This is a genomic window from Pseudomonas sp. GD03862, assembly GCF_029840855.1.
Classification (GTDB): Bacteria; Pseudomonadota; Gammaproteobacteria; order Pseudomonadales; family Pseudomonadaceae; genus Aquipseudomonas; species Aquipseudomonas alloputida.
In genome coordinates, this window is record NZ_JAOCDI010000040.1 from 18,793 (window position 1) to 41,501 (window position 22,709).

General features: G+C 61.9%; 17 protein-coding genes and 1 pseudogene. 9 read left to right on the forward strand and 9 right to left on the reverse strand.

The annotated features are described in order from the left end of the window. Positions 1–23 precede the first annotated feature (23 nt). Positions 24–1,877, reverse strand: coding sequence for an ABC transporter ATP-binding protein (locus N5D53_RS21675; protein ID WP_190869450.1), 1,854 nt, complete (start codon positions 1,875–1,877; stop codon positions 24–26). Between the two features lie 449 nt (positions 1,878–2,326). Here N5D53_RS21675 and dapA point away from each other — a divergent pair, with 449 nt between their 5' ends. Beyond that, positions 2,327–3,193: a 4-hydroxy-tetrahydrodipicolinate synthase gene (dapA, locus tag N5D53_RS21680; RefSeq protein WP_104961985.1), complete on the forward strand. Its 867-nt coding sequence runs from the start codon at positions 2,327–2,329 to the stop codon at positions 3,191–3,193. Positions 3,194–3,346: 153 nt separating this feature from the next. Here the strand turns inward: dapA and N5D53_RS21685 are convergent, their stop codons facing one another. Beyond that, a complete protein-coding gene (locus N5D53_RS21685) occupies positions 3,347–3,805 on the reverse strand; it encodes a GNAT family N-acetyltransferase (protein WP_104961984.1) in 459 nt (152 codons plus the stop codon). Between the two features lie 72 nt (positions 3,806–3,877). Further along, positions 3,878–5,644 (reverse strand): NAD(P)H dependent flavin oxidoreductase family protein, encoded by a 1,767-nt coding sequence (locus N5D53_RS21690; protein WP_104961983.1) that lies wholly within the window; start codon positions 5,642–5,644, stop codon positions 3,878–3,880. Here N5D53_RS21690 and N5D53_RS21695 point away from each other — a divergent pair. Further along, positions 5,645–7,134 (forward strand): annotated as a pseudogene (locus N5D53_RS21695) (PLP-dependent aminotransferase family protein). Between the two features lie 248 nt (positions 7,135–7,382). Continuing rightward, positions 7,383–9,008, forward strand: a complete 1,626-nt coding sequence (locus tag N5D53_RS21700) for a methyl-accepting chemotaxis protein (protein ID WP_190869449.1) — start codon at positions 7,383–7,385, stop codon at positions 9,006–9,008. A 322-nt stretch (positions 9,009–9,330) separates the two neighbouring features. On the opposite strand, the gene N5D53_RS21705 is transcribed toward N5D53_RS21700, so the two are convergent. Continuing rightward, entirely contained in the window at positions 9,331–9,453 is a 123-nt protein-coding gene (locus tag N5D53_RS21705) for a hypothetical protein (RefSeq protein ID WP_254913451.1), read from the reverse strand. Positions 9,454–9,749: 296 nt separating this feature from the next. Between N5D53_RS21705 and mgtA the strand changes: the two genes are divergently transcribed. Next, a complete protein-coding gene (mgtA, locus tag N5D53_RS21710) occupies positions 9,750–12,464 on the forward strand; it encodes a magnesium-translocating P-type ATPase (protein ID WP_279840787.1) in 2,715 nt (904 codons plus the stop codon). A 21-nt stretch (positions 12,465–12,485) separates the two neighbouring features. Continuing rightward, positions 12,486–12,863 carry a DUF2493 domain-containing protein gene (locus N5D53_RS21715; protein WP_020192194.1) on the forward strand — a complete coding sequence of 126 codons (378 nt, stop codon included), beginning with the start codon at positions 12,486–12,488 and terminating at the stop codon, positions 12,861–12,863. A 106-nt stretch (positions 12,864–12,969) separates the two neighbouring features. Here the strand turns inward: N5D53_RS21715 and N5D53_RS21720 are convergent, their stop codons facing one another. Together N5D53_RS21720 and N5D53_RS21725 are read right to left on the reverse strand one after the other, a co-directional pair. Further along, positions 12,970–14,196 carry an MFS transporter gene (locus tag N5D53_RS21720; protein ID WP_190869447.1) on the reverse strand — a complete coding sequence of 409 codons (1,227 nt, stop codon included), beginning with the start codon at positions 14,194–14,196 and terminating at the stop codon, positions 12,970–12,972. A gap of 291 nt (positions 14,197–14,487) precedes the next feature. Then, on the reverse strand, positions 14,488–15,042 hold the full coding sequence (locus tag N5D53_RS21725) for a GNAT family N-acetyltransferase (RefSeq protein WP_104961978.1): 555 nt from the start codon (positions 15,040–15,042) through the stop codon (positions 14,488–14,490). Between the two features lie 151 nt (positions 15,043–15,193). Here N5D53_RS21725 and N5D53_RS21730 point away from each other — a divergent pair, with 151 nt between their 5' ends. Then, positions 15,194–16,048, forward strand: coding sequence for an AraC family transcriptional regulator (locus N5D53_RS21730; RefSeq protein WP_104962890.1), 855 nt, complete (start codon positions 15,194–15,196; stop codon positions 16,046–16,048). A 59-nt stretch (positions 16,049–16,107) separates the two neighbouring features. Here the strand turns inward: N5D53_RS21730 and N5D53_RS21735 are convergent, their stop codons facing one another. Both N5D53_RS21735 and N5D53_RS21740 read right to left on the reverse strand, forming a co-directional pair. Then, positions 16,108–16,983 carry a universal stress protein gene (locus tag N5D53_RS21735; RefSeq protein ID WP_190869445.1) on the reverse strand — a complete coding sequence of 292 codons (876 nt, stop codon included), beginning with the start codon at positions 16,981–16,983 and terminating at the stop codon, positions 16,108–16,110. Positions 16,984–17,271: 288 nt separating this feature from the next. After that, the gene (locus N5D53_RS21740; RefSeq protein ID WP_104961977.1) at positions 17,272–18,213 is read right to left on the reverse strand and encodes a LysR family transcriptional regulator; all 942 of its coding nucleotides are present in this window, start codon (positions 18,211–18,213) and stop codon (positions 17,272–17,274) included. A 142-nt stretch (positions 18,214–18,355) separates the two neighbouring features. Here N5D53_RS21740 and N5D53_RS21745 point away from each other — a divergent pair, with 142 nt between their 5' ends. The 3 genes from N5D53_RS21745 (at position 18,356) to N5D53_RS21755 (ending at position 21,810) form a co-directional block, all read left to right on the forward strand. Continuing rightward, positions 18,356–19,498 carry an iron-containing alcohol dehydrogenase gene (locus N5D53_RS21745; RefSeq protein WP_190869444.1) on the forward strand — a complete coding sequence of 381 codons (1,143 nt, stop codon included), beginning with the start codon at positions 18,356–18,358 and terminating at the stop codon, positions 19,496–19,498. A gap of 44 nt (positions 19,499–19,542) precedes the next feature. After that, complete coding sequence (locus N5D53_RS21750; protein ID WP_064491585.1) at positions 19,543–20,886, forward strand: MFS transporter; 1,344 nt, start codon at positions 19,543–19,545, stop codon at positions 20,884–20,886. Between the two features lie 138 nt (positions 20,887–21,024). Then, positions 21,025–21,810, forward strand: coding sequence for a fumarylacetoacetate hydrolase family protein (locus N5D53_RS21755; RefSeq protein ID WP_190869443.1), 786 nt, complete (start codon positions 21,025–21,027; stop codon positions 21,808–21,810). Here N5D53_RS21755 and N5D53_RS21760 read toward each other — a convergent pair. After that, positions 21,800–22,618: a helix-turn-helix domain-containing protein gene (locus N5D53_RS21760; RefSeq protein ID WP_010953573.1), complete on the reverse strand. Its 819-nt coding sequence runs from the start codon at positions 22,616–22,618 to the stop codon at positions 21,800–21,802. The genes N5D53_RS21755 and N5D53_RS21760 overlap by 11 nt on opposite strands. Positions 22,619–22,709 lie beyond the last annotated feature (91 nt).

Below are 22,709 nucleotides of genomic sequence, written 5' to 3' on the forward strand. Positions count from 1 at the left end.
CCCTGGCTGCCCCCGGCCTCTGCTTACTCCACAGCCTCGGCCACGCCCTGATCCTCACCCAGGAACCCGCCACTCTGATGCTGCCACAACCGTGCATAGGTACCCTTTTTCGCCAACAGTTCGGCATGGGTGCCTTGCTCGATGATGCGCCCTTCATCCATCACGATCAGCCGGTCCATGGCGGCGATCGTCGACAACCGGTGGGCGATGGCAATAACGGTCTTGCCTTGCATCATTTCATCCAGGCTCTCCTGAATGGCCACCTCCACCTCCGAGTCCAGCGCGCTGGTGGCTTCGTCAAGCAGGAGGATCGGTGCGTTCTTCAGCATCACCCGGGCAATTGCAATGCGCTGGCGTTGGCCGCCAGACAGCTTGATGCCGCGTTCACCCACCAGGGTGTCGTAACCGCTGTTGCCCTGGCGGTCGCTGAGCTGGCTGATGAAACCATCGGCCTGGGCACTGGCCGCAGCGGCACGGATCTGTGCTTCGGTAGCATCGGGGCGGCCATAGGCAATGTTGTCGCGAATCGAACGGTGCAACAGCGAGGTGTCCTGAGTGACCATGCCGATGGCGCTGCGCAGGCTATCCTGCGTGACCTTGGCGACGTTCTGGCCGTCGATGCGTATTTCCCCCTTGTCCACGTCGTAGAAGCGCAGCAGCAGGTTGATCAAGGTGGACTTGCCGGCGCCGGAGCGGCCGACAAGGCCGACTTTTTCGCCCGGACGGATGTGCAGCGTCAGCTCATTGAGCACCTGGCGCTCGCCGTTGTAGTTGAAGCTGACCTTGTCGAAACTCACCGCGCCACCCGTGGTTACCAGCTCTGCAGCACCCGGCACATCCTGCACCTTGGGGCCGCGGGTGAGGGTGGCCATACCGTCCTGCACGGTGCCGATGTTTTCGAACAGCGAGGTAATTTCCCACATGATCCAGTGCGACATACCGTTGACGCGCAAGGCCATGGCGGTGATTGCCGCCACGGCCCCGGTGCCAACCTGGCCCTGGTGCCACAGCCACAGTGCGTAGCCACCGGCACCAAAGATCAAGCCCACCACCAACGCCTGGTTGACGATTTCGAACTGGCTCACCAGGCGCATCTGGCGAAAACCGGTCTGCTTGAAATCTTCCATGGCTGCGCGCGCAAAGTGCGCTTCGCGGTTGGAGTGCGAAAACAGTTTTACCGTGGTGATGTTGGTGTAAGCGTCAGAAACCCGCCCGGTCATCGACGACCGGGCATTGGCCTGCTCCTGCCCGACCTTGCCCAGCCGGGGGACGAAATACAGCATGGCCAAGCCGAACAGCACGACCCAAGCAATGAAGGGCAGCATCAGTTTCAGGGCAAAGCCGCCGGCCAGGGCAATGATCGCGATGAAATACACGCCAATCCCAGGCAGGATTTCAATGAGTGTAAACAGCACATCGCGTACTGCCAGCGCCGTCTGCATCACCTTGGTAGTGACCCGGCCAGAAAACTCGTCAGAAAAGAACGATAAGCTCTGGCGCAACATCAGGCGGTGAAAATCCCAACGCAGCCGCAGCGGCATGTTGATCGCCAGCACCTGGTGCTGAACCATGGTGCGCAGCGCCACCAGCCCGATGCTGACCACCAGGACGATGCCGATCCCCCACAGCACACGGCTTTCCTCGGGGCCAACAGTACCGCCTGCCTGCCAGGACGCGAGCAGGTCGACCACCTGGCCCAGGAACGCGAATAGCCAGGCTTCGTATATCGACACCCCGGCACTGAGCAGCGCCAGCGCCAGGATGTAGCCACGGGCGCCGCGGGTACAAGCCCACATGAAGCGCAACAGGCCAACGGGCGGCGGTGGTACCTCGTCGGGTGGGAAGGGGTCGAGCCGACGTTCAAAGATACGCAGCATGCTTGTCTCCGGAAAACGGTTTTTGCTTAACCGGTAACCATACAGCACATCACAGCATTCGCCTGTAGGTAGACGCCGCCGAAGCAGGTTCGTGTGGCTGGCGCCTGAAACCCACTGCATTGCTATAGCGGTGAAGCAAGGCCTGATTTGAAGCGTGCGACTGCGGGCTTGCCTGTGGCGACTTTTCCCGCCATTATCCAGCCATACCTACGCAACGGGCTTGCCAGCATGTCCACATCCAACCACGCCATTTCCGCTTCGGGCTTCATCGCTCAGGCAGACGCGTGCGTTGCCGTTGCCAAGAAATCCAAGAAACAGCCGCTCATCTGACCGAGGCGCGCTGTCTCGTCAGGTGGGCTGACGAGACAGAAGGCGCCAGGTATCCCTGCCACCACTTCCACTCTTCGCCCTGCTGACGCTGACTTTCGGTCAACATCAGGAGTTTTTGCATGTCGAATTTCCGTGGTATCTGGATCGCCCTCGTCACGCCAATGCGCGCCAATGAAATCGACTTCCCAGGCCTGGAAAAGCTGGTGAAGAAGCTGCTCAAAGACGGTGTGGCCGGTTTTGTGGTGTGCGGTACCACGGGTGAGGCAGCGGCGTTGTCCAAGGCCGAGCAACTGGCAGTGCTGGATGCCGTGCTGGCCTGGGTGGAGCCTGGCAGGGTGGTGATGGGCCTGTCAGGTTACAACCTGGGTGAGTTGCTGGCCTTCCAGGCTGAAATCCAGCAACGTGACATTGGCGGGCTGCTGGTGCCCGCACCTTGCTATATCCGCCCTTCGCAGGCTGGCATCGAAGCCTTCTTCGCCACCGTGGCCGATGCGGCCAGCGTGCCAGTGATCGTCTACGATATTCCCTACCGCACTGGCGTACGCATCGAACGTGAAACCCTGCGCCGTATCGTGCGCCATCCACGTATTGCGGCGGTGAAAGACTGTGGCGGTGACAACGAGACGACCATGGCCCTGATCGAGGACGGCCACGCTCAGGTGCTGGCCGGTGAAGACCTGCAGATCTTCAATAACCTGTGCCTGGGTGGGGCTGGCGCCATTTCGGCCTCCGCGCATGTGCGCGCCGACCTGTACGTACGCATGGTGCAGCAGGTCGACAGCGGCGACTGGGCCGCCGCGCGTGGTACGTTCTACCAGTTGCTGCCCTGGATCAAAGTGGCCTTTGCCGAGCCCAACCCGGCCGTGGTCAAGGCGGCATTGCAGCTGCAAAGCCTGATTGCAGACGAGCTGCGCGAGCCCATGCAGGCGTGCACGAACACCACCCGAGACAAGCTGCAAAGCGTGCTGTGTTCACTCGGCGCCTGAAGCGGCAACGGTTGATGGCGGGTTGACAAGCCGCCACACCCTTGGTCGGTTCGGGGTCGGCGGGTGCCTCGCGAGCGGATTTCTGCCAGCTACGCGCTGAGACAGAGTATTGCCAGGGCCGCTTTGCGGCCCTGTCGCGACCCCAGGTTGCTCCTACGCTGGCTGGGTCGGCAGGCGCTTTTCCATCGGCTGATACACCAGCCCGGCAAACTCACCCACGTCGCCTGCCAGGGTGAAGCCGTAGCGTTGGTAAGCGGGTACAGAAGACAATGATGCCTTTACCGTCACCACCTCAGTTCTGGCATGCTCCAGTGCTGCGTTCATCAGGCGCTTGCCTATACCCCGGCGTTGCAGGCTTGGTGCAATGAACAACATCGCAACGTGACGGCCTTCCTTGAGCTCGATCAGCCCCGCGATAGCGCCTTCGAAAAAACAGGCCAGCATGAGGTTGTCACCCTGCATGCGCTCGGCAAACGCCTGGGGTGCTGACACCTGGGTAAAGGTCTCGATACCTTGCGCCGATAGCGTGGGCGCGACTGCCTGCATGAAGGCATCCATGCACAAGGCGCAGGCTTGGGGGAGGTCGTCAGGGGTGAGCGTGCGTACTTGCATGGTAATCGTCCTTGTCGGGTGTCCTTCTGTTGCCCACTTTAACCTGTTACGGGTTCAAGGGCCGATGCGGTATCAAGCAGCCCTGGCAGCGCCCGGCTTGCGCTCGCCAATCAGGATGTCTTCGAAGAATGCCCCGACAGGTTCGGTAGGGTGGCACAGCTGTATCTCCAGCACCCACACCACCTCGCTCGGGACAATCTCCACCTCGGCCAGCTTGTCCTGGCCATACAACACATGCGGGAAGTCGGCGATGCGATGCCCGGCCAGGTTGCGCTCCAGCTGCCAACCTTTGGCCTGGGCACTGCGCTCGGCGAAGTCGTACAGTTCACGCCCGGTCAACCCGCGGCCCCAGGCCTGGCGGGTCTCGTCGAACACTTCATGCAGTGCCTTCACGCAGGCGTGGTGCAGGGCGTGCTGGCCAAACACGAACGTATCGCCATAGTCACCTTCATAGCCATCCCATACCGGGCCAACGTCGACCACGACGATGTCCGTGGCGCGTAGCGCACGTTGAAGGTCAATGCCTTGCCGTGGCGTACGCACGGTATCGTCGCCAAATCGGATGTAGGTGGGGTGCCAAGTGTGTGAGGCGCCCATCGCCTGCAGGGTATGCGCGGCCATCTCCAGGGCCTGGGCAGTGGTCATGCCGACCTGCAGTTGGCTGGCAATGGCAGCCACGGCCCGCACCGACTGTTCGCGGGCCGCGAGCATGCCGTCCAGCGAATAACGTGGGCCGACCTTTTCCAGCTCAGGGTGCAGTGTGCTGGCTGCTGAAGCCTGCGTTGTCAGTGCACCACTGGCGACAAAGGCCTCGGCCACAAAACGATGGGGCTGTACCCCTGCCGCAAGGCATTGCTCGCGAGTCTGGCTGATCATATTGGCATTGCCACAGGCGTAGACCTGGGCTTCGCCCCAGCGATGCGTCTGGCTGAGCGCCACCTGCTGTATACGGGCCTGGGCCGAGAGTACCGGTTGCCAGCGAAAGTGCGGGTGCACACGGCTGGACACATCGAGAAATTCGCGATCATAAAAATCCGCCGGCGAAGAGCCGCCCCAGTACAGCGTGACGTCGGCATCGCCGGCCAAGGCCGTCAGCAGCAGCGGCTTGATGCCGGCGTAACCTGTGCCGGTGGCGAAAAGGATCAGCGGGCGTTGGTCATCGTGCTGCCAGGTACAGGCGCCCAGCGGGCCTTCGAGCTTTACCGTTGCACCTGCTTGCAGGGTGGGCAGCAAACCTTCGGTGAACAGCCCACCGCTGACCTTGCGAATGTGAAACACCAGTTGCCCTTGTTCCTGGGCAGGCAGGTTGGCAATGGAGAAACAGCGGCTGTCGCCGTTGTCCAGCTGGAACCGCATGTACTGGCCCGCCCGCACCTCCAGCGGCTGAGCAGGCTGCAACACCAGCTCGACGATATCTGCGCTCAGCGCGCGCTTGCCAACAACCTGTGCCTGGGTTTCCAGTGCCGGGGCGTCCAGTGACCAGCCGGGTATTTCCAGGCGCATGTCGCTGCAGGCGTGGCTCTGGCACAGCAACATCTCGTCGGCGGCCAAGGGGTAGGAAGGCGGCGGTGTGTCCGCATCCCGCTGCTTGTCCTGATGCTGCCCTGAGACCACCTTGACCTTGCACGAGCCGCAGGCGCCGCGGCGGCATGAAAAGGGTACCGGCAGGCCGCTGGCGAGCATGGCATCGAGCAGCAGCTCCTGGCTGGCTTCGAAGGTTTTGCCCGAGGGCGATAATTCAATGACGTGGCGGCTTTGCATGAGCACCTCGGGGCAAATGGAGGTTCGATTGTTGCTATAGTCCAGGACCAGCAGAACCTCCAGTTTTGGATATTTCATATGGTCCAGCTTCGTAAATGGCAGCCACTGCTCAGGCTCGATGGGGCACAGGCTTCGTACCGGCAGATCGTCGAAGGGCTGGTGGCCGCAATCAGCGAGGGTCGCCTGCGCCCTGGCACGCCGTTGCCGGGCACGCGGGAGATGGCGCAATTGCTGAACGTCAATCGCAAGACCGTGATCCTTGCTTATGAGGAAGCCGAAACCAAAGGCTGGCTGCAAAGCGTGCAACGCCGGGGCACCTTCGTCAGCCAGCAGCTGGCGCCTGGCACAGCGGCCGTTTCCGGTGCCGTGCGGCCTTTTGCCCTGGCGCTGCCAGAGGAACCTGCCGTTGCCTACTTCAAGGCGAACGAACAGGCTGTAGCGCAGCAAGGGCGGCCGGGGGCCTTGTTCTTCGACAACGGCGCCTGTGACCATCGCCTGCTGCCACAGGCTGTACTGCATCGCTATTACCGCAATGCCTTGCGCAGCAGCTTCACCAGCAACAGCGTGCGCCACGGCAGTGAGTGCAGCAGCCGCAATCTGCGCAGCGCCCTGGCCGACATGCTGCGACACAACCGCAGCCTGAACGTTGGTGCCGAGCATATCTGCCTGACCCAGGGGGTGCAGATGTCACTATCCCTGGTGGCCAGTGTGTTGCTCAAGCCGGGTGACGTTGTGCTGGTCGAGCGCCTGAGTTACCCCCTGCCTGGGAGATCTTCCGTCAGCTGGGTGCCCGCCTGGTGACCGTGGAGCTGGACCATGAGGGTTGCCGGGTCGACCAGCTCGATGCCCTGTGCCGGCAGCACAAGGTGCGGATGATGTACATAACGCCCCATCACCAGTTCCCGACCACGGTCAGCCTGCCAGCCGGGCGCAGGCAACAGCTGCTGGAGCTGGCGCGCCAGCATGCCTTTTGCGTGGTCGAAGAAGATTACGACTACGAATACCACTTTGCCGGGCGGCCCTATCTGCCGTTGGCCAGCGACCGCCAGCAGCGGCACGTGATTTACATTGGCTCACTGTCCAAGCCTTTGGGCAGCACGTTTCGTTGCAGCTATATCGTGGCACCGGTGGAAGTGACAACCGCGCTGGAACGCAGGGCCATGCTGACCCTGGGGCAGGGCGATGCAGTCATGCAGCAGATGTTGGCGGACCTGATCAATGATGGGGAGCTGAAGAAGCACTTGCGCCGGGTCAACCGCGAGTACCGGCGCCGGCGTGAGACCTTGTTGGGGTGTTTGCGCGATGCGTTCGGTGAGCAGATCAGCGTGCAGGCGCCAGAAGGTGGTCTGGCGTTGTGGGTGAGGTTTGCCGATGAGATCAACGTGGATCAGTTGGTCGACAAAGCGCTGGAACGGGACCTGGTGGTGCGCAGTGGGCGACAGTTTTCACCGTTTGGCCATGCCGAGAACGCCTTGCGCCTGGGGTTTGCTTCGCTGGATGCCGATGAGATCCGGCAGGCGACCCAACGCCTGGCAGACGCAGCGAAAGCGATTGGCAAGGCGCGGTAGCGGATGGCACGGGCTTCGCCCGTGTTCGCGGGCAAGCCCGCTCCCACAGTGATCGCGCTGGCCTCAGGATTTATGCAAAAGGGTTATGCCCTCAAGGGTTTCGAGGCCTCTGGGTCTCAACGCATTCCGTTCGGTTACCGCACATAACCGCATCGCGGCGCCTCAAGCCTGCGCCAGTACCTCCGATAGCAGCACACCCACCCTCGAATCATCGATCAGAAGTGGTGCCAACAAGGAGTACTGCCCGCATGCTTGCAAACCTGAAAATTCGCACCGGAATGTTCTGGGTGTTGTCGCTGTTCAGCCTGACCCTGCTGTTTTCGACCGCCAGTGCCTGGTGGGCTGCCTTGGGTAGCGACCAGCAGATCACTGAACTGGACCAGACTGCGCACCAGTCGGACCGTTTGAACAATGCGTTGCTGATGGCGATTCGTTCCAGCGCCAACGTGTCTTCGGGTTTTATCGAGCAGTTGGGTGGCCATGACGAGAGTGCAGGCAAACGCATGGCGCTGTCGGTGGAGCTGAACAACAAGAGCCAGGCGCTGGTCGACGAATTTGTCGAAAACGCCCGCGAACCCGCCCTTCGCGTGCTGGCAACCGAGCTGCAGGCTACCTTTGCCGAATACGCCAAGGCGGTGGCTGGGCAGCGTGAAGCGACCCGCCAGCGTTCGCTGGAGCAGTATTTCAAGGTCAACAGCGATGCCGGTAATGCCATGGGGCGGTTGCAAACCCTGCGCCAGCAGCTGGTGACCACACTGAGCGAACGTGGCCAGCAAATCATGCTCGAGTCCGACCGGCGTCTGGCCCGGGCACAATTGCTGAGCCTGTGCCTGCTGGGCGTGACCGTGGTGCTGGCGGTGCTGTGCTGGGCGTTCATTGCCCAGCGTGTGTTGCACCCCCTGCGTGAAGCCGGTGGGCATTTCCAGCGCATTGCCAGTGGCGACCTGAGTGTGCCGGTGCAAGGGCAGGGCAACAACGAGATCGGCCAACTGTTCCATGAGCTGCAGCGCATGCAGCAGAGCCAGCGCGACACCCTTGGGCAGATCAACAACTGTGCCCGGCAGCTGGACGCCGCCGCCACGGCGTTGAACGCGGTCACCGAGGAAAGCGCCAACAACCTGCGTCAGCAGGGGCAGGAGCTGGAGCAGGCCGCGACTGCCGTGACCGAAATGACCACGGCAGTGGAGGAGGTTGCGCGCAACGCGATCACCACCTCGCAAACCACCAGTGAATCCAACCAGCTGGCCGCGCAAAGCCGCCGGCAAGTCAGTGAAAATATCGACGGCACCGAAGCCATGACCCGCGAAATCCAGACCAGCAGTGCGCACCTGCAGCAGTTGGTGGGGCAGGTGCGGGACATCGGCAAGGTGCTGGAAGTGATCCGCTCGGTGTCCGAGCAGACCAACCTGCTGGCGCTCAATGCTGCCATCGAGGCGGCCCGTGCCGGTGAGGCCGGGCGCGGCTTTGCGGTGGTGGCGGATGAGGTGCGCACACTGGCCTACCGCACGCAACAGTCGACCCAGGAAATCGAGCAGATGATCGGCAGCGTGCAGGCGGGGACCGAAGCTGCGGTGGCTTCCATGCAGGCCAGCACCAACCGCGCCCAGTCGACACTGGACGTGACCCTGGCCTCGGGGCAAGTGCTGGAGGGCATCTACAGTGCGATCGGCGAAATCAACGAGCGCAATCTGGTCATTGCCAGTGCGGCCGAAGAGCAGGCTCAGGTGGCGCGGGAAGTAGACCGCAACTTGCTGAACATCCGCGAACTGTCCAACCATTCCGCTGCGGGTGCGCAGCAGACCAGCGAGGCGAGCAAGGCGTTGTCGGGGCTGGTGGGGGAGATGACGGCGTTGGTGGGGCGGTTCAAGGTTTGAGGCGCTGCGCCTGCGTGGAACATTAAGATAAGGTTAAACTTATTTAAAGTTTCCCTTGCGGGTTGACTTCGATACTACGCTTGAATAAAGTTCGACCGCCCCGAGCGCGGGGCCTTTTTTCCCTTCACTGAAGAATTCAATGGACACAGTATCTCGTCGCTGCCTGATCTCTGCCGAATGGCCTGGTCAGGCACTTGAACCGGAACACCGGTCCCGACACCCTGGTCGGGCAAGCCGCGCCAGAGCCTGATGCTCCGCCGTGACTTGCCGCCGCCGGTGTTGGCCGGTTGGAGGCAAGCTCATGAACCTCACTTCATTCGTTTCACATCGCCAGCCTGCGTGCCTTGCGCCGCAGCAGGCCGGCGCCTGGCCGCGGCGTCTGCACGGCTACCTTGACCACCACCAGCACCCCCCAAGTAGTTGCGGGGTGCTGGTGCGTGTTCATGCACGCTTGAGCCCCCGCACTGCTCACTGAATAAAAGATATTGAACGGTATCTTTGTGCTCGAACTTTTTACCTTAAAAGTTCGCGGGATGACTATTGCCCTGTGTTTATTAAAAGGAATCAAACCATGGATTGCGCGAGTAGAAAGTTCGCTGCCGAAACAACTTCCGACTCTCGGCAGCGGACAGACAACTGTCGGAAAGAACCAGCATTATTCAGCGACCCGACATGCCTTCGTTCACCGCCTGAGTGAAACGTCTGTGTGTCGTGCCGCCGCAGCGGCAGGAGCACAGCAACATGACTGTCAAACACCGTAACACCTCATCGGCCAAAGCCGAACGCGAAACCCGCCTGTCCACCCGCGCCGCCCGTGAAGCGCGCAATGGCCTGGCGGTCACCCTCGCCAACCTCGATGCCAGCGAACAGGGCTTGACCGAGCACGAAGCCGCCAAGCGCCTGGTGCGCGATGGGGCCAACCAGGTTGCCCACGACCCGCAACCCCACGCCCTGGTGCAGTTGCTCAAGGCCCTGAACAACCCGTTCATCTATGTACTGCTGACCCTGGCCGGGATCAGCTTTGTCACCGACTACTGGCTGCCGGTCAGCGCAGGCGAAGCAGACGATGCCGACCTGACCAAGGTCATCATCATCATGACCATGGTCAGCCTCAGCAGCCTGCTGCGCTTCTGGCAGGAGTACCGCTCGAACAAGGCTGCCGACGCGCTCAAGGCAATGGTGCGCAGTACTGCCACGGTGTTGCGCCGCGAGCAGATCGGGCAAGCCCCGCGCCTGCGCGAAGTGCCCATGGACGAACTGGTGGCCGGCGACATCGTGCAGCTTTCTGCAGGTGACATGATTCCCGCCGATATCCGCCTGCTCGAAGCGCGTGACCTGTTTATCAGCCAGGCCGTGCTCACCGGCGAGGCGTTGCCGGTCGAAAAGTATGACACCTTGGGTAATGTCGCGCAGAAGTCCGCCGCCGAGCATGGCGCACATCAGGACAACCTGCTCGAGTTGCCGAACATCTGCTTCATGGGTACCAATGTGGTCAGTGGCCGCGCCCGCGCCGTGGTGGTCGCCACCGGCCGACGCACCTATTTTGGCTCGCTGGCCAAGGCCATTGCCGGTTCGCGCAGCCAGACCGCTTTTGACCGCGGCGTGAACAGCGTCAGCAGCCTGCTGATCCGCTTCATGCTGGTGATGGTGCCGGTGGTGTTCATGATCAACGGTTTGGTGAAAGGCGACTGGGGTGATGCCTTCCTCTTCGCGCTTGCCGTGGCAGTGGGCCTGACCCCGGAAATGCTGCCGATGATCGTCAGCGCCAACCTGGCCAAGGGCGCCGTGGCCATGGCCCGGCGCAAGGTGGTGGTCAAACGCCTGAACGCCATCCAGAACCTGGGCTCCATGGATGTACTGTGCACCGACAAGACCGGCACGCTCACCCAGGATCGGATCATCCTTGAGCACCATGTGCGCTTCGACGGCCAAACCGACAAGCACATCCTAGAGCTGGCCTGGCTCAACAGCCATCACCAAAGCGGCATCCGCAACCTGATGGACCAGGCCGTGCTGCATTTCGCCGGCCAGGGCCAACAGTTCCAGGCGCCTTACGCCTACGTAAAGGTCGACGAACTGCCGTTCGACTTCATCCGCCGCCGCCTGTCAGTGGTGGTGAAGAATGCCTTGGGCGATCACCTGCTGGTAAGCAAAGGGGCGGTCGAGGAGATGCTCGCCATCGCCACCCATGTGCAGGAAGGCGACAAGGTCGTTGCCCTTGATCCGTGCCGTCGCCAGCAGCTGATGGCCAGGGTCGATGCCTTCAACCAGGACGGCTTCCGCGTGCTGGTGGTTGCCACCCGGCAGATCCCGGCGGCCGAAGGCAAGGCGCAGTATCACACCGAAGATGAACGCGATCTGGTCATCCAGGGCTTGCTGACCTTCCTCGACCCGCCCAAGGAAACGGCCGGCCCGGCCATCGCCGCCTTGCGCGACATGGGCGTGCAGGTAAAGGTACTGACCGGCGACAACCCGGTGGTCACGTCCAAGGTGTGCCGGGAAGTAGGCCTGGCGCCAGGCCAGCCGTTGCTCGGCCAGGACATCGAGGGCATGGACGACACCACCCTGAAGCTTCAGGTGGAGGAGCGCACCGTCTTCGCCAAGCTCACCCCGTTGCAGAAATCGCGCGTGCTCAAGGCCCTGCAAGCCAATGGTCACACCGTGGGCTTTCTTGGCGACGGCATCAACGATGCCGCCGCCCTGCGCGATGCTGACGTCGGTATCTCGGTGGACAGCGGCACCGACATCGCCAAGGAATCGGCCGACATCATTTTGCTGGAAAAGAGCCTGATGGTGCTCGAGGAGGGCGTGCTCAAAGGCCGCGAAACCTTCGGCAACATCATGAAGTACCTGTGCATGACTGCCAGTTCCAATTTCGGCAACGTGTTCTCGGTCCTGGTGGCCAGTGCGTTTATCCCGTTCCTGCCGATGCTGGCGATCCACTTGTTGCTGCAAAACCTGATGTATGACTTTTCCCAGCTGTCGCTGCCCTGGGACCGCATGGACAAGGCGTTCCTCAGCAAGCCACGCAAATGGGATGCCCGCAACATCGGCCGCTTCATGTTGTGGATAGGTCCTACGTCGTCGATCTTCGACATCACCACGTTCGCCCTGATGTGGTACGTGTTCGCCGCCAACAGCGTCGAAATGCAGGCGCTGTTCCAGTCTGGCTGGTTCATCGAGGGCTTGCTGTCACAGACGCTGGTAGTGCACATGCTGCGCACTCGCAAGGTACCGTTCTTCCAGAGCACCGCTGCATTGCCGGTGGTATTGGCAACGGGGCTGGTCATGGCATTGGGTATCTACATCCCGTTCTCCCCGGTGGGCGCGATGGTCGGCCTGGTGCCGCTGCCGTGGGAGTACTTCCCTTGGCTGGCCGCCACCCTGCTGGGCTACTGCGTGGTCGCCCAGGCCATGAAGACCCTCTATATCCGCCGTTTCGGCCAGTGGTTCTGAGCGATGCAAGGAGAGCAGACCATGCGAGTACTGATTTGTGCAGGGCGCAACTACGCCGATACCCGACGCTGCCGCCAGGCCCTGGACGACGTCCAGCGCCAGCGGCCGATCCGGGTGTTGATTCACGGTGGCAGCCAGTTTCTTGGTGGGGAAATCGAAAGCTGGGCGCGCGAGCATGGCGCCGATCTGGTGCGTTACCCGCCAAACTGGCAGCTGCACGGCAAGCAGGCCGAACGCCTGCGCAACCTGTTCATGCTCAATGACAGCCGCCCTGACCTGTTGCTTGCCTTGCCCGGTGGCGATGACACCGAGGAGCTGCTGGCCAGGGCCCGTGGCGCCGAACTTCAGGTGGTGTACGCCAGGCAACCACGCCAGCCCGAGCGGGACGATTGCAGCTAATGCAAGCGCCTGGAGCCGTACGGTACCTGTGGGAGCGGGCGTGCCCGCAAAGCAGGCGCCTCGGTTTCACGGCCTCAAGCTTTGTGCAGCCGTCCTGGGCGGCTGCTCAGCCTGGCTGCACTGCCAGATCGTTGCTGACGTTGCGCCCCAGCACCAGCACGGTGACAAAGCCACAGCCCACCAGCGCCGTGGCCAGGCTCAGCAGTACCGCAGTGCCCATATGGTCCACGACTTGCCCGCCGAAGAACGAGCCCACGGCAATGATCACCTGGAACATGGCCACGAACAGCGGCATGCCACGCTCGACATCCTTGGGCGCCACGACAAACATCCAGATATTGGCGCAAGCCGGGAGCGCACCGAAGGCAAAGCCCCACAGCGCGATCAGCATCGCGGCACCCGTCATGCCGGTGGCGAAGTGCGGGAACAGGGCGGTGCTGACTGCGATCATGAGCGCGACCAGCATCAGGGTATGCCGCACGCTGCGGTTGGCAGCAAAGCCGGCGAAGATGTTGCCCATGAAGCCGGCCACGCCATACAGCAGCAACAATGAACCGATCGTAGGCCCGTCAAAGCCGGCATTCTGTTTGAAGAACGGTGCGACATAGGTGTACGCAGCAAAGTGCGCCAGGCCGATCAGCAACACGGCGATCAGACCGACCCGTGCTTGCGGGTTGATGAACAACGCCGGCAGGTCGCGGATGCGGATGGCCTTTTCCGGCATCAGCCGCGGCAGCAGGAACACCTGTGCCAGCAGCACCGGTACGCCTACCAGTGCAGTGACCAGGAACGTCATGCGCCAGCCCATCAGGCCACTCAGCCAGGTGCCGACAGGCACGCCCACTACCGTCGCCAGGGTTACGCCAGCCATGATGATGGAGTTGGCTTTGGCTACGCCCATTCCGTCAGGTGCCAGGCGGCCGCTGAGGGCGATGGCTGTCGCCCAGAAGCCGCCAATACTGATACCCAGTAGCACACGGCCGACCAACAGCAGGTTGAAGTCACCGGCATAGGCCACGATGGCGTTGGCGATGATCATGATCAGCGTCAGGCCGATCAGCAGGTAGCGCCGGTCCAGTGCGCCGACGCCTACGGAAATCAACGGGGCGGCTAACGCAGCCATGATGCCGGGCAGGGTCACCATCAGGCCGGCAAGGCCTGCACTGATGCCCAGGTCGCTGGCCACATCGTTGAGCACCCCCACCGGGAGGAATTCACTGGTGACCAGGGCGAAAGCGCCCACGGCTACCGAGAGGATTGCCAGCCATTGCTGGGTCACGCTTTGTTGGCTGTGTTCGGGAAGGCCGCGAGGGGCCTGGCTGTTGCTTGGCATGGGTTAGGTTCCATGAGGGATCTCGCCTGTAGCAGGCGCAGGAGCGGGGGGATTTGCAGGGGATTGTAGAGGCGGCCGTGCCCGACCGACAGGCAGGCCGCTCGATAGTAATCATCAGTGCAATCGATGAAACGCCTTGTGTAGAGCGCCCTGGCAGCGATTACGCCCTACCGGTGCCGCACCGGTGCAGGCCATGGCGATTTGCAGCCTGCAGCGTCAGCTTCTCTTTCCTGCGTCGTATACCGGGGGGCCAGCGAGTGATCGAACGCACCGTACGGGCTTCGCCGTCGGCTAGGTATGCTGTTGCTCACCCTCCACCCACTGCTGGTAGGTGATGCGGCTGATGTGCTCAGTACGATAGTCGTCGAGGAAGCGGTTGTGCTTGTTTTCTTCGGTGTGATGATGACGGAAGCCACACTTCGCCTGGGCAGCCTGTGACTGGCTGTTGTCAGTGTAGTAGCCACACCACAGTGCCTGCAGTTTCAGGGTTTCGAAGGCGTGGCGCATGACTTCCCGCACAGCCTCCGGAACCAGGCCTTTGCCCCAGTAGGGAACCCCGATCCAGTAGGAAATTTCACCTTCTTGTTCACTGATCTCGAAGTTGCTGTTACTGCCAGTCAGCAGGCCGACACAGCCTACGGCACGTTGATTCTGCTTGAGCTCAAGGGCGTACACTTCGGGGTGGTTGAACACTTCGCGAATGACCTCGCGGCTTTGCTCCACACTGGTGTGCACAGGCCAGCCCGCAACGGGGCCGACGCGCTCGTCCTTGGCATATTCGTACAAATCAGCAGCGTCGCTCTCCAGCCAAGGGCGAAGCAGCAAACGTTCGGTTTCCAATTTCATGTCCTGTACTCGTGTCTGGTCCGTTGGGCCAGCGTATGGCCGACTGGCCACGCGGTAAACGTCACTACCTTGGCATTATCGGTACTTTTCGAAACTGGACGGGTGCTTGATGCTAGGCTGTTGGCTCTATCTGGCGGTGGTACCGAGTGCGATGCATCACATTCCGAAACTTTACGCGGCTGGTGATCCGATCCAGACAGGTGAAAGCACGCTTGCCGATGGGCAGGGGGCGCCACTGTCGTTCGGTCATGCCTATCTGACACTGCTTGTGTGCCTGTCCGGGGCTGCCCGTTTCACGCTGAACTTCAAAGAACATGCTGTCAGGCGCGCAGATGTGCTGGTGCTGGCCGAAGACACCATAGCCTTGCTCAAATGTCGCTCACGATGCTTCAAGGTGTTTTTCTGCCTGATACCACAAGCACTTGCTGCCGAGGTCGCCTACCCACTGCCCAATTCATTGTTCGTCTTTCTGCACGACCATCCGCACTGTGTACTTGCCGAAAGCGAGAGGCCGCTGCTGGAAGGGTGGCTGATGCAGATGCGCGATATTGTGCGGTGCTGTGCCACTTATCAGCACATCATGCTGCGCAACCAGCTACAGAACCTTTTCCTGAAGATTGCCGAGCAGCTTCCTGTGTTACCGACAGCAGGCAGGGCGTTCAGCCGCAAGGAAGCGCTGAGTTGGCGATTCTGGGAGCTGGTAGGCAAACACAGCACCCGGCAGCGCGAGGTTAAGTTCTATGCCGACGCGCTTAACATCACCCCGTTCTATCTGTCGCAACTGACAAAGGTGTATTTCAATTCCAGCCCGAAAGGTTTGATCGATCGGCAGGTGACCCTGGAAATCAAGGCACTGCTTTCTTACAGTAATCACGCTGTCGGGCAAATTGCCGATGCGCTCAATTTTGCCGACGCGTCTTACCTGTGCCGCTATTTCAAGCGTCAGACCGGTTTTTCGCTTTCCAGCTACCGCAGGCAAGCGCAGAACGTGCAAGGGCAGGGCTGACGCTTGCACAGCGGCGCCTGCCGAGGGCGCTTATCAGCGTGCTCGGCAGGCACGGTACGCTATGGCGAGACCAGCACATCACACTGCGATTCGTTCAGTACATGCTTGGTGACGCTGCCCACCAGCAGTTCCTCCAGCGCGCTTGCCCCTTGCTTGCCGACCACGATCAGGTCGCACTCCAGCTCCTGTTCCTGCTCGGCAATGCGCCAGCCAGGGTCACCGTGCACCAGGATCTGCCGTGCATCGGCCAGGCCGGCAGCCTCACTCAGCGCCGCGAGCTGTACTTGTGCATCCTTGCGGATGACATTGCGGTAGTGGGTGAGGGTGTCGTGGTCGAGATGGGCGAAGCGCACGCTGGCTTCGAACGGGGCTTCGTACGCATGCAGCAGAATGATCTCTGCTTGCGGGGCAATGGCCTTGGCCAATTCGATCGTGCGCAGTGAAACGGACGAAAAATCGACTGGCACCAGCACGGTGCGGTAGGCATCACGAGGTGCCGGCTTGACCACCAGCAAAGGGCAGGGCATGCGGTTGAGCAGTTTCTGCACAGTTGAACCCAGCAGCAGGCGCCGCGCTACGTTCTGGCCCTTGGCCCCACACACCAGCAGGTCGCTGTGCTTGTCCTGCACCACCCGGTTGATCTCCGTGATCACCGAGCCGCTGGCGACCTGCACGCCAGCGGAGATACCGTAACGCTGGAACAGCAGCGCTGCCAGTGCGTGGGTTTTCTCGCCTGCGCTATCCAGTACGCGTTTCAACAGATCGTCATCAGGCGTCACCAACTGTTTGAGGCGCTCGAAGGGTGCCGGGTTGGCAACGTAGAGCAGGTCCAGCGAGGCCTGTTGCGCATCGCTCAAGTAGGCAGCCCGCTCAGCGGCGTTGCGGGCATGTGGGGAAAGGTCGGTGGCAACCAGTATGTGTTTCAGCGGGTTCATGTGGGGCTCCTTGGTCAAGGCGCGCACAGCGATCAAGCGGTAAACCTTGCGCACTGTGCACCTGTCGGTACTTGAGTCATTCCTTGCGTGCAGCCATCGTCGCGCGAACCCGGCGCGAGGGCTTGATTTGGGTCAATGGCGTGCAGGTGTAGCGGCAGGTCATGCCTGCCAACAGCACTGCCGGTGTAGCTGCAAGGCTGATTACCCTGGGCTGGCGGGCTGCCTCATTACTGTCTTGACCCTCAGCCTTTCCGCCCGGATTTCCCAGTGGCCTGCCATGAAACCGCATTAACTGTCGCAGCGCTGTCGGCCCTGCAACAGCAGCAGTTCGGTGAGCGTGTCCATGGCCGGTGTTGCCTGGCTGCCTTTACGGGTCACCAACTCGTAGGGGTCGCTGACCGAGCCCATGCTCAAGGGCAGTATGCTGACCTGCTGATTCATCGCACATTGCCGGGCCACGTCGATCGACACCAGCGCAACGAAGTCAGGACGGTTTTGCAACAGCGACAAGGTCGCCAGGATCGAAGTGGTTTCAACCAGGTGCAGCGGGAAGCGCAGCCCGGCATCGTGAAATTCGCGCTCCAGTTGCACGCGCATGGGCATGTTGGCCCGGTAGACGATCCAGCGGCTCTCGGCCAGGTCGGCAAGGCTCAGGCTTGGCGCATGCTTCAGCGGGTGGTCGATGTTGGCGATGACCGCCAGTGTCTCATCCTGGACAAAGGTGCTGGCGAACAGCTGCGGCGTATTGCTGACACTGGTGCGGCACAGGGCGATGTCCAGGCGGCCGCTCTCGATCTGCGTCAGCAGCGACTGGCTGGTGTCTTCGATGATTTCGAACGACATCTGTGGCTGGATGCTGGCCAGCTCTGACACCGCCTTCATCAGCAACGGTACCGCCCCCATGATCGCCCCCACAGCCAGCCGGCCGCCGACCCCACGCAGGATTGCATCCAGATCGTGCCGCAGGTTGGCGATATCGGTCTGCAACAGGCGTGCGTAGCGGATGGCGCAGTGCCCGGCGGCCGTGGGCTCCAGGCCTCGGTTGGTGCGGTTGAACAGCACGGTGCCGAAGGTGGTTTCGATTTCCTGCAAGGCCTTGCTGGCACCAGGCTGGGTAAGCCCGACGCTGCTTGCTGCACCGAGCAGCGAGCGGTGCTCGTCCAACTCGATCAACAAGCGCAGGTGGCGGGCGTGCAGGCGGGACATGATCGAATTGAGCGATGGGGTCATCTGGTATTCGTCCTGGTTATACCGATATGGATTGTTCTCAATACCATGGCCAGCCGCGCATTCCTATACTGGCGCTGCACAGTGTCGCATCCAGTGCGGCTGAAACGCCCAGAACAATAAAGCCAGGAGCCTGCCAAGCCTTATGTCCCTGATCAACTACATCACCCAGATCCAATTCGATATCGGTGCCATTGCATGCCTGCCTGCCGAATGTGAGCGCATTGGTATAACCAGGCCTTTGATCGTGACCGACCGTGGCGTGCGTGCCGCCGGTATCGTCGATACGGCGTTGAACACCTTCGGCAGCACCACCGCACAACTGCCGATCTACGACGGTACGCCACCCAACCCCAACGAGCATGCCGTGCGTGAGGCCGTGGCCATGTTCAAGGCGTATGGCTGTGATGGCATCATCGCCATTGGCGGTGGCTCGGCGATCGACCTGGCCAAGGGGGTGGCCGTGTGTGCCCGGCACGACGGCCCGTTGAAGGGCTTTGCGGTGATCGAGGGCGGCCTGGCCCGGATCACCCCGGCAACCGCGCCGGTGATTGCGGTGCCGACCACGGCCGGCACGGGAAGCGAGGTCGGGCGCGGAGCCATCCTGATACTCGAGGACGGGCGCAAGGTGGGGGTGATCTCGCCCCATGTGGTGCCCAAGGTGGCCATCTGTGACCCGGCACTGACGCTCGGGCTGCCAGCACAACTCACGGCTGCCACCGGCATGGATGCGATTGCCCACTGCCTGGAAACCTTCATGGCACCTGCGTTCAACCCGCCTGCCGACGGCATTGCCCTGGACGGCCTGTGGCGGGCCTGGCGCTTCATCGAACGAGCCACCCGCGAGCCGGGCAACCTGGACGGGCGCATCAACATGATGAGCGCATCGCTGCAAGGTGCGCTGGCCTTCCAGAAAGGCCTGGGCTGCGTGCACAGCCTTAGCCATGCGTTGGGCGGGATCAACCCGCGCCTGCACCACGGCACCCTCAATGCGATCTTCCTGCCTGCCGTCATCAGCTTCAACCGCACGGCCGAAACGGTGGTGAGTGAACACAAGATGCAACGCATCGCCCAGGCGATGGGGCTGGCCGATGACAGCCAGATCGAAGATGCCATTCGCCACATGACCCGTACGCTGGGCTTGCCGACTGGCCTTGGCGAACTGGATGTCAACCCGGACCTGTTCCCGCGCATCGTCCAGGGCGCGTTGGCCGATCACAGCCACCGCACCAACCCACGTGAGGCATCTGCCGAGGACTACCAGTGGCTGCTTGAAGCGTCCATGTAAGCCGTTACCTGCTGTTCAACCAATAACAACAAAAGTGAACGCCCATGAATACCAAATATGCGCAACCCGGGCTTGCCCGCGAACCTGAAGCGGTCGCCAGCTCGAACCCGTTCAGAAAGTACCAGGTCATCACCGTCAGCCTGTTGCTGGTGATCGGCATCATCAACTACGTCGACCGCAGTGCGCTGTCGATTGCCAATACCTCCATCCAGCGCGACATGGGCATCACGCCGTCACAGATGGGCATTCTGCTGTCGGCGTTTTCCCTGGCGTATGCCTTTTCGCAACTGCCCTTGGGCATGATCATCGACCGCCTGGGCAGCAAGATTTCGCTGGGGGCGGCCCTGTTGGGCTGGTCGGTGGCACAGACGGCTTCGGGCCTGATCAACAGTTTTTCTGCATTCATCGGGCTCAGGGTGGTGCTGGGAATTGGCGAGGCGCCGATGTTCCCGTCGGCGGCCAAGGCGCTGGCAGAGTGGTTCGAGGCCGAGAAGCGGGGGACGCCGACCGGCATCGTGCTGTCATCGACCTGCATCGGGCCGTGTCTGGCGCCGCCGTTGCTGACGCTGCTGATGGTCACCTGGGGCTGGCGCGGCATGTTCATCGTCACCGGAGTGTTCGGCATTCTGCTTGCCGCCTGCTGGTTCGCCTTCTACAAAAGCAAGGCGCGGTACCTGGCCGAACTGCCTGCCGAGGAGCGTGAGCAACTGCTGGCGGCCCAGGCGCATAAACAGGCGGTGCCAAGCGCCAGGCCCAGTGTGCAGGCACAACTGGCGGCGTGGGCCGAGCTGTTCCGCCACAAGAGCACCTGGGGCGCAGTGTTGGGCTTCATGGGGGTGATCTACATGCTGTGGCTGCACCTGACCTGGCTGCCGGGCTACTTCGAGCGCGAGCATGGCTTGAGCCTGTACCAGACCGCCTGGGTGGTTTCACTGGCCTATGTGTTCGGCGCGTTGGGCACCATTGTCGCGGGCCGTATCTGCGACCGCCTGGTGAAGAACGGTGCCAGTGTGCTGGGTAGCCGCAAGCGGGTTGTCGTGACTGCGTTGCTCGCGGCGGCCGCATTCACCGTTCCCCTGTCGTTCGGTAGCGGCTTTCTGCTCAGTGTGGCGCTGCTGTGTTGCGCACTGTTCAGCGTGAACATGGCCAGCTCTACCGCATGGATGATCGCCAACACCGTGGTCGATAGCCAGCGCGTGGCCTCGTTTGGCTCGATCCAGAACTTCGGCGGCTACCTGGCAGGCTCTGTGGCGCCCATCGTGACCGGGTTCAGCATTCAGCAGACCGGGTCCTTCGCTTCGGCATTCCTGATCAGTGCCGCCGTGGCCGCGGTTGCTGCGATGGCTTATGTGTTGTTGTTGAAGCAGCCGGTTTCCACTGATCGCTGAGCATGCACCTGCAGGCGGGTTTCATCAGGCAGTTCAATAACAATTTGTGATGATTGGCATCATGACAATATATTTATCATTATCAATTTCAGGTCATAGCATCTGTTGCCTGCCATCGCCTATCTCAATGAGGTCTTGATGAACCGTTCGCTCTTCGTACACCAACGCACTGCAGCCTTGCTACTGCAACACTGGCGCAGCGGTGACCTGCTGACGGAACTGCCCGCCAGCCTCAAGCCCGAGACATTGAAACAAGGCTATGACAGCCAGGACCAGTTGTTTGCCGCTGCCGCAGGCCAGCGCGCCGGGTGGAAGCTGGGCGTCGGCAGCCCGGCAGGCATGCGTGCCGGTAAGTTGTCGCGGCCCTTGATTGGCCAACTGGAAGCGGGGCGTTGCCATGCCGATGGCGCACATATCCAGCTGCCAGCGGTTACGCCGGTGACCATCGAATGCGAAATTGCCTTCGTGCTGGACCGGGATATTCCTCCGCAAGCCGGGCGCGTACCGGTGAGTGAGGATATTCGCGCCACGTGCGTCACCTTTGAAGTGGTGCGTTCGCGCTTTGTCGACCGAAAGGCTGTCGGCTGGCCAAGTTTTGTGGCTGACAACGTGGGGTTTGAAGCATTGGTGGTCGGCAATAGCCTGGGCGCCGGTATCAATGTGCCGTTGCTCGCCGACCTGGCCGAAACCACCGAGGTGCATGTGGATGGTCAATGGCGCGTCGGTGGCTTGTCTGGCGATGCGGCCACCGACCCGCTGGTGTCGCTGGCTCACCTGTACGCGCACGCTGCCGAGCGTGGCCAGACCCTGAAGGCCGGGGATGTCGTGACCACCGGGGCCATGTGCCAGCCGTTCGACCTGCATGAAACCGGCCACCAGGTCAGCGCCAGGTTCCTTGGCCAGACCCTGACGTTTACGCTGTAACGGCCGACCATTGCTCGAACGCTGCCTGCATTCTTTGCCGGGTCTGAGGGTCGGCGGGGATCAGGTGTTCGATGCGCAGTGACTGCACGGTGACATCCTGCGGCATGCCAAAGGTGGTGAACGTGGACAGGAACCGCAGCTCACCATACGGGGTGTTCACGCGGGTCAGCAGCAGAGGGGTGGCTGTCGTCATCTGGCACGGGCTTGCCGGGGCCGGCAAGTCGCGCAAGCGCGCTGCCAGTGCCGGATTGCCTGCGGCCTCCCTGGAGGCACGTTGCCAGGCAGCAGCGCGGATTTCCGGCGCGTTGGCCAGGTGATCACCCAGACCACCGGGGCACAGCAGTGTCTGCAGCAGGTTGAGGCCGGTTGCCGGCTGTGCGCTGACACCGGCCATCGCCAGCAGCAGCCCGGTACTGGCGTTGGCGGCGATGACGTCCCAGTGGCTGTCGATGACGATCGCCGGAGCGGGGTTGTTCACCTGCAGAATATGCTCGATGGCAGTATTCACCAAGGCCAGTTCAGGCGCATCGAGCGGCGTGGCGGCGTAGCGGGGTGCGTATCCTGCAGCAACGAACACTTCGTTGCACCGCTCCAGCGGCGCATCCAGGGCCGAGAGGAGGGCATGCAACGTGCCTGGGCTGGCTTTGGCGCGTCCTGTTTCCACGCAGCTCAGATGACGCTGCGACAGCCCCGTCAGCAGCGCCAGTTCCAGCTGGCTGAGGTTGGCCTGACGGCGCAGTTCGCGAAGATGCTGGCCCGCTGAGATATGCGGGGCAGGGGTGCTGCGATGGAACAGATGCTGATTCATGCGTTGCCCTGATCGTCCTTGAGTGCAATGTCCATGACCTCACGGGTCATTGAGTGCAAGCAACCCTATCACTACTGTGCCGGCAAACCCT

Coding starts and splice junctions, on each gene's coding strand:
- N5D53_RS21675 (WP_190869450.1), bottom strand. CDS start 1,877: ATGCTGCGTATCTTTGAACGTCGGCTCGACCCCTTCCCACCCGACGAG.
- dapA (WP_104961985.1), top strand. CDS start 2,327: ATGTCGAATTTCCGTGGTATCTGGATCGCCCTCGTCACGCCAATGCGC.
- N5D53_RS21685 (WP_104961984.1), bottom strand. CDS start 3,805: ATGCAAGTACGCACGCTCACCCCTGACGACCTCCCCCAAGCCTGCGCC.
- N5D53_RS21690 (WP_104961983.1), bottom strand. CDS start 5,644: ATGAAATATCCAAAACTGGAGGTTCTGCTGGTCCTGGACTATAGCAAC.
- N5D53_RS21700 (WP_190869449.1), top strand. CDS start 7,383: ATGCTTGCAAACCTGAAAATTCGCACCGGAATGTTCTGGGTGTTGTCG.
- N5D53_RS21705 (WP_254913451.1), bottom strand. CDS start 9,453: ATGAACACGCACCAGCACCCCGCAACTACTTGGGGGGTGCTGGTGGTG.
- mgtA (WP_279840787.1), top strand. CDS start 9,750: ATGACTGTCAAACACCGTAACACCTCATCGGCCAAAGCCGAACGCGAA.
- N5D53_RS21715 (WP_020192194.1), top strand. CDS start 12,486: ATGCGAGTACTGATTTGTGCAGGGCGCAACTACGCCGATACCCGACGC.
- N5D53_RS21720 (WP_190869447.1), bottom strand. CDS start 14,196: ATGCCAAGCAACAGCCAGGCCCCTCGCGGCCTTCCCGAACACAGCCAA.
- N5D53_RS21725 (WP_104961978.1), bottom strand. CDS start 15,042: ATGAAATTGGAAACCGAACGTTTGCTGCTTCGCCCTTGGCTGGAGAGC.
- N5D53_RS21730 (WP_104962890.1), top strand. CDS start 15,194: ATGCATCACATTCCGAAACTTTACGCGGCTGGTGATCCGATCCAGACA.
- N5D53_RS21735 (WP_190869445.1), bottom strand. CDS start 16,983: ATGAACCCGCTGAAACACATACTGGTTGCCACCGACCTTTCCCCACAT.
- N5D53_RS21740 (WP_104961977.1), bottom strand. CDS start 18,213: ATGACCCCATCGCTCAATTCGATCATGTCCCGCCTGCACGCCCGCCAC.
- N5D53_RS21745 (WP_190869444.1), top strand. CDS start 18,356: ATGTCCCTGATCAACTACATCACCCAGATCCAATTCGATATCGGTGCC.
- N5D53_RS21750 (WP_064491585.1), top strand. CDS start 19,543: ATGAATACCAAATATGCGCAACCCGGGCTTGCCCGCGAACCTGAAGCG.
- N5D53_RS21755 (WP_190869443.1), top strand. CDS start 21,025: ATGAACCGTTCGCTCTTCGTACACCAACGCACTGCAGCCTTGCTACTG.
- N5D53_RS21760 (WP_010953573.1), bottom strand. CDS start 22,618: ATGAATCAGCATCTGTTCCATCGCAGCACCCCTGCCCCGCATATCTCA.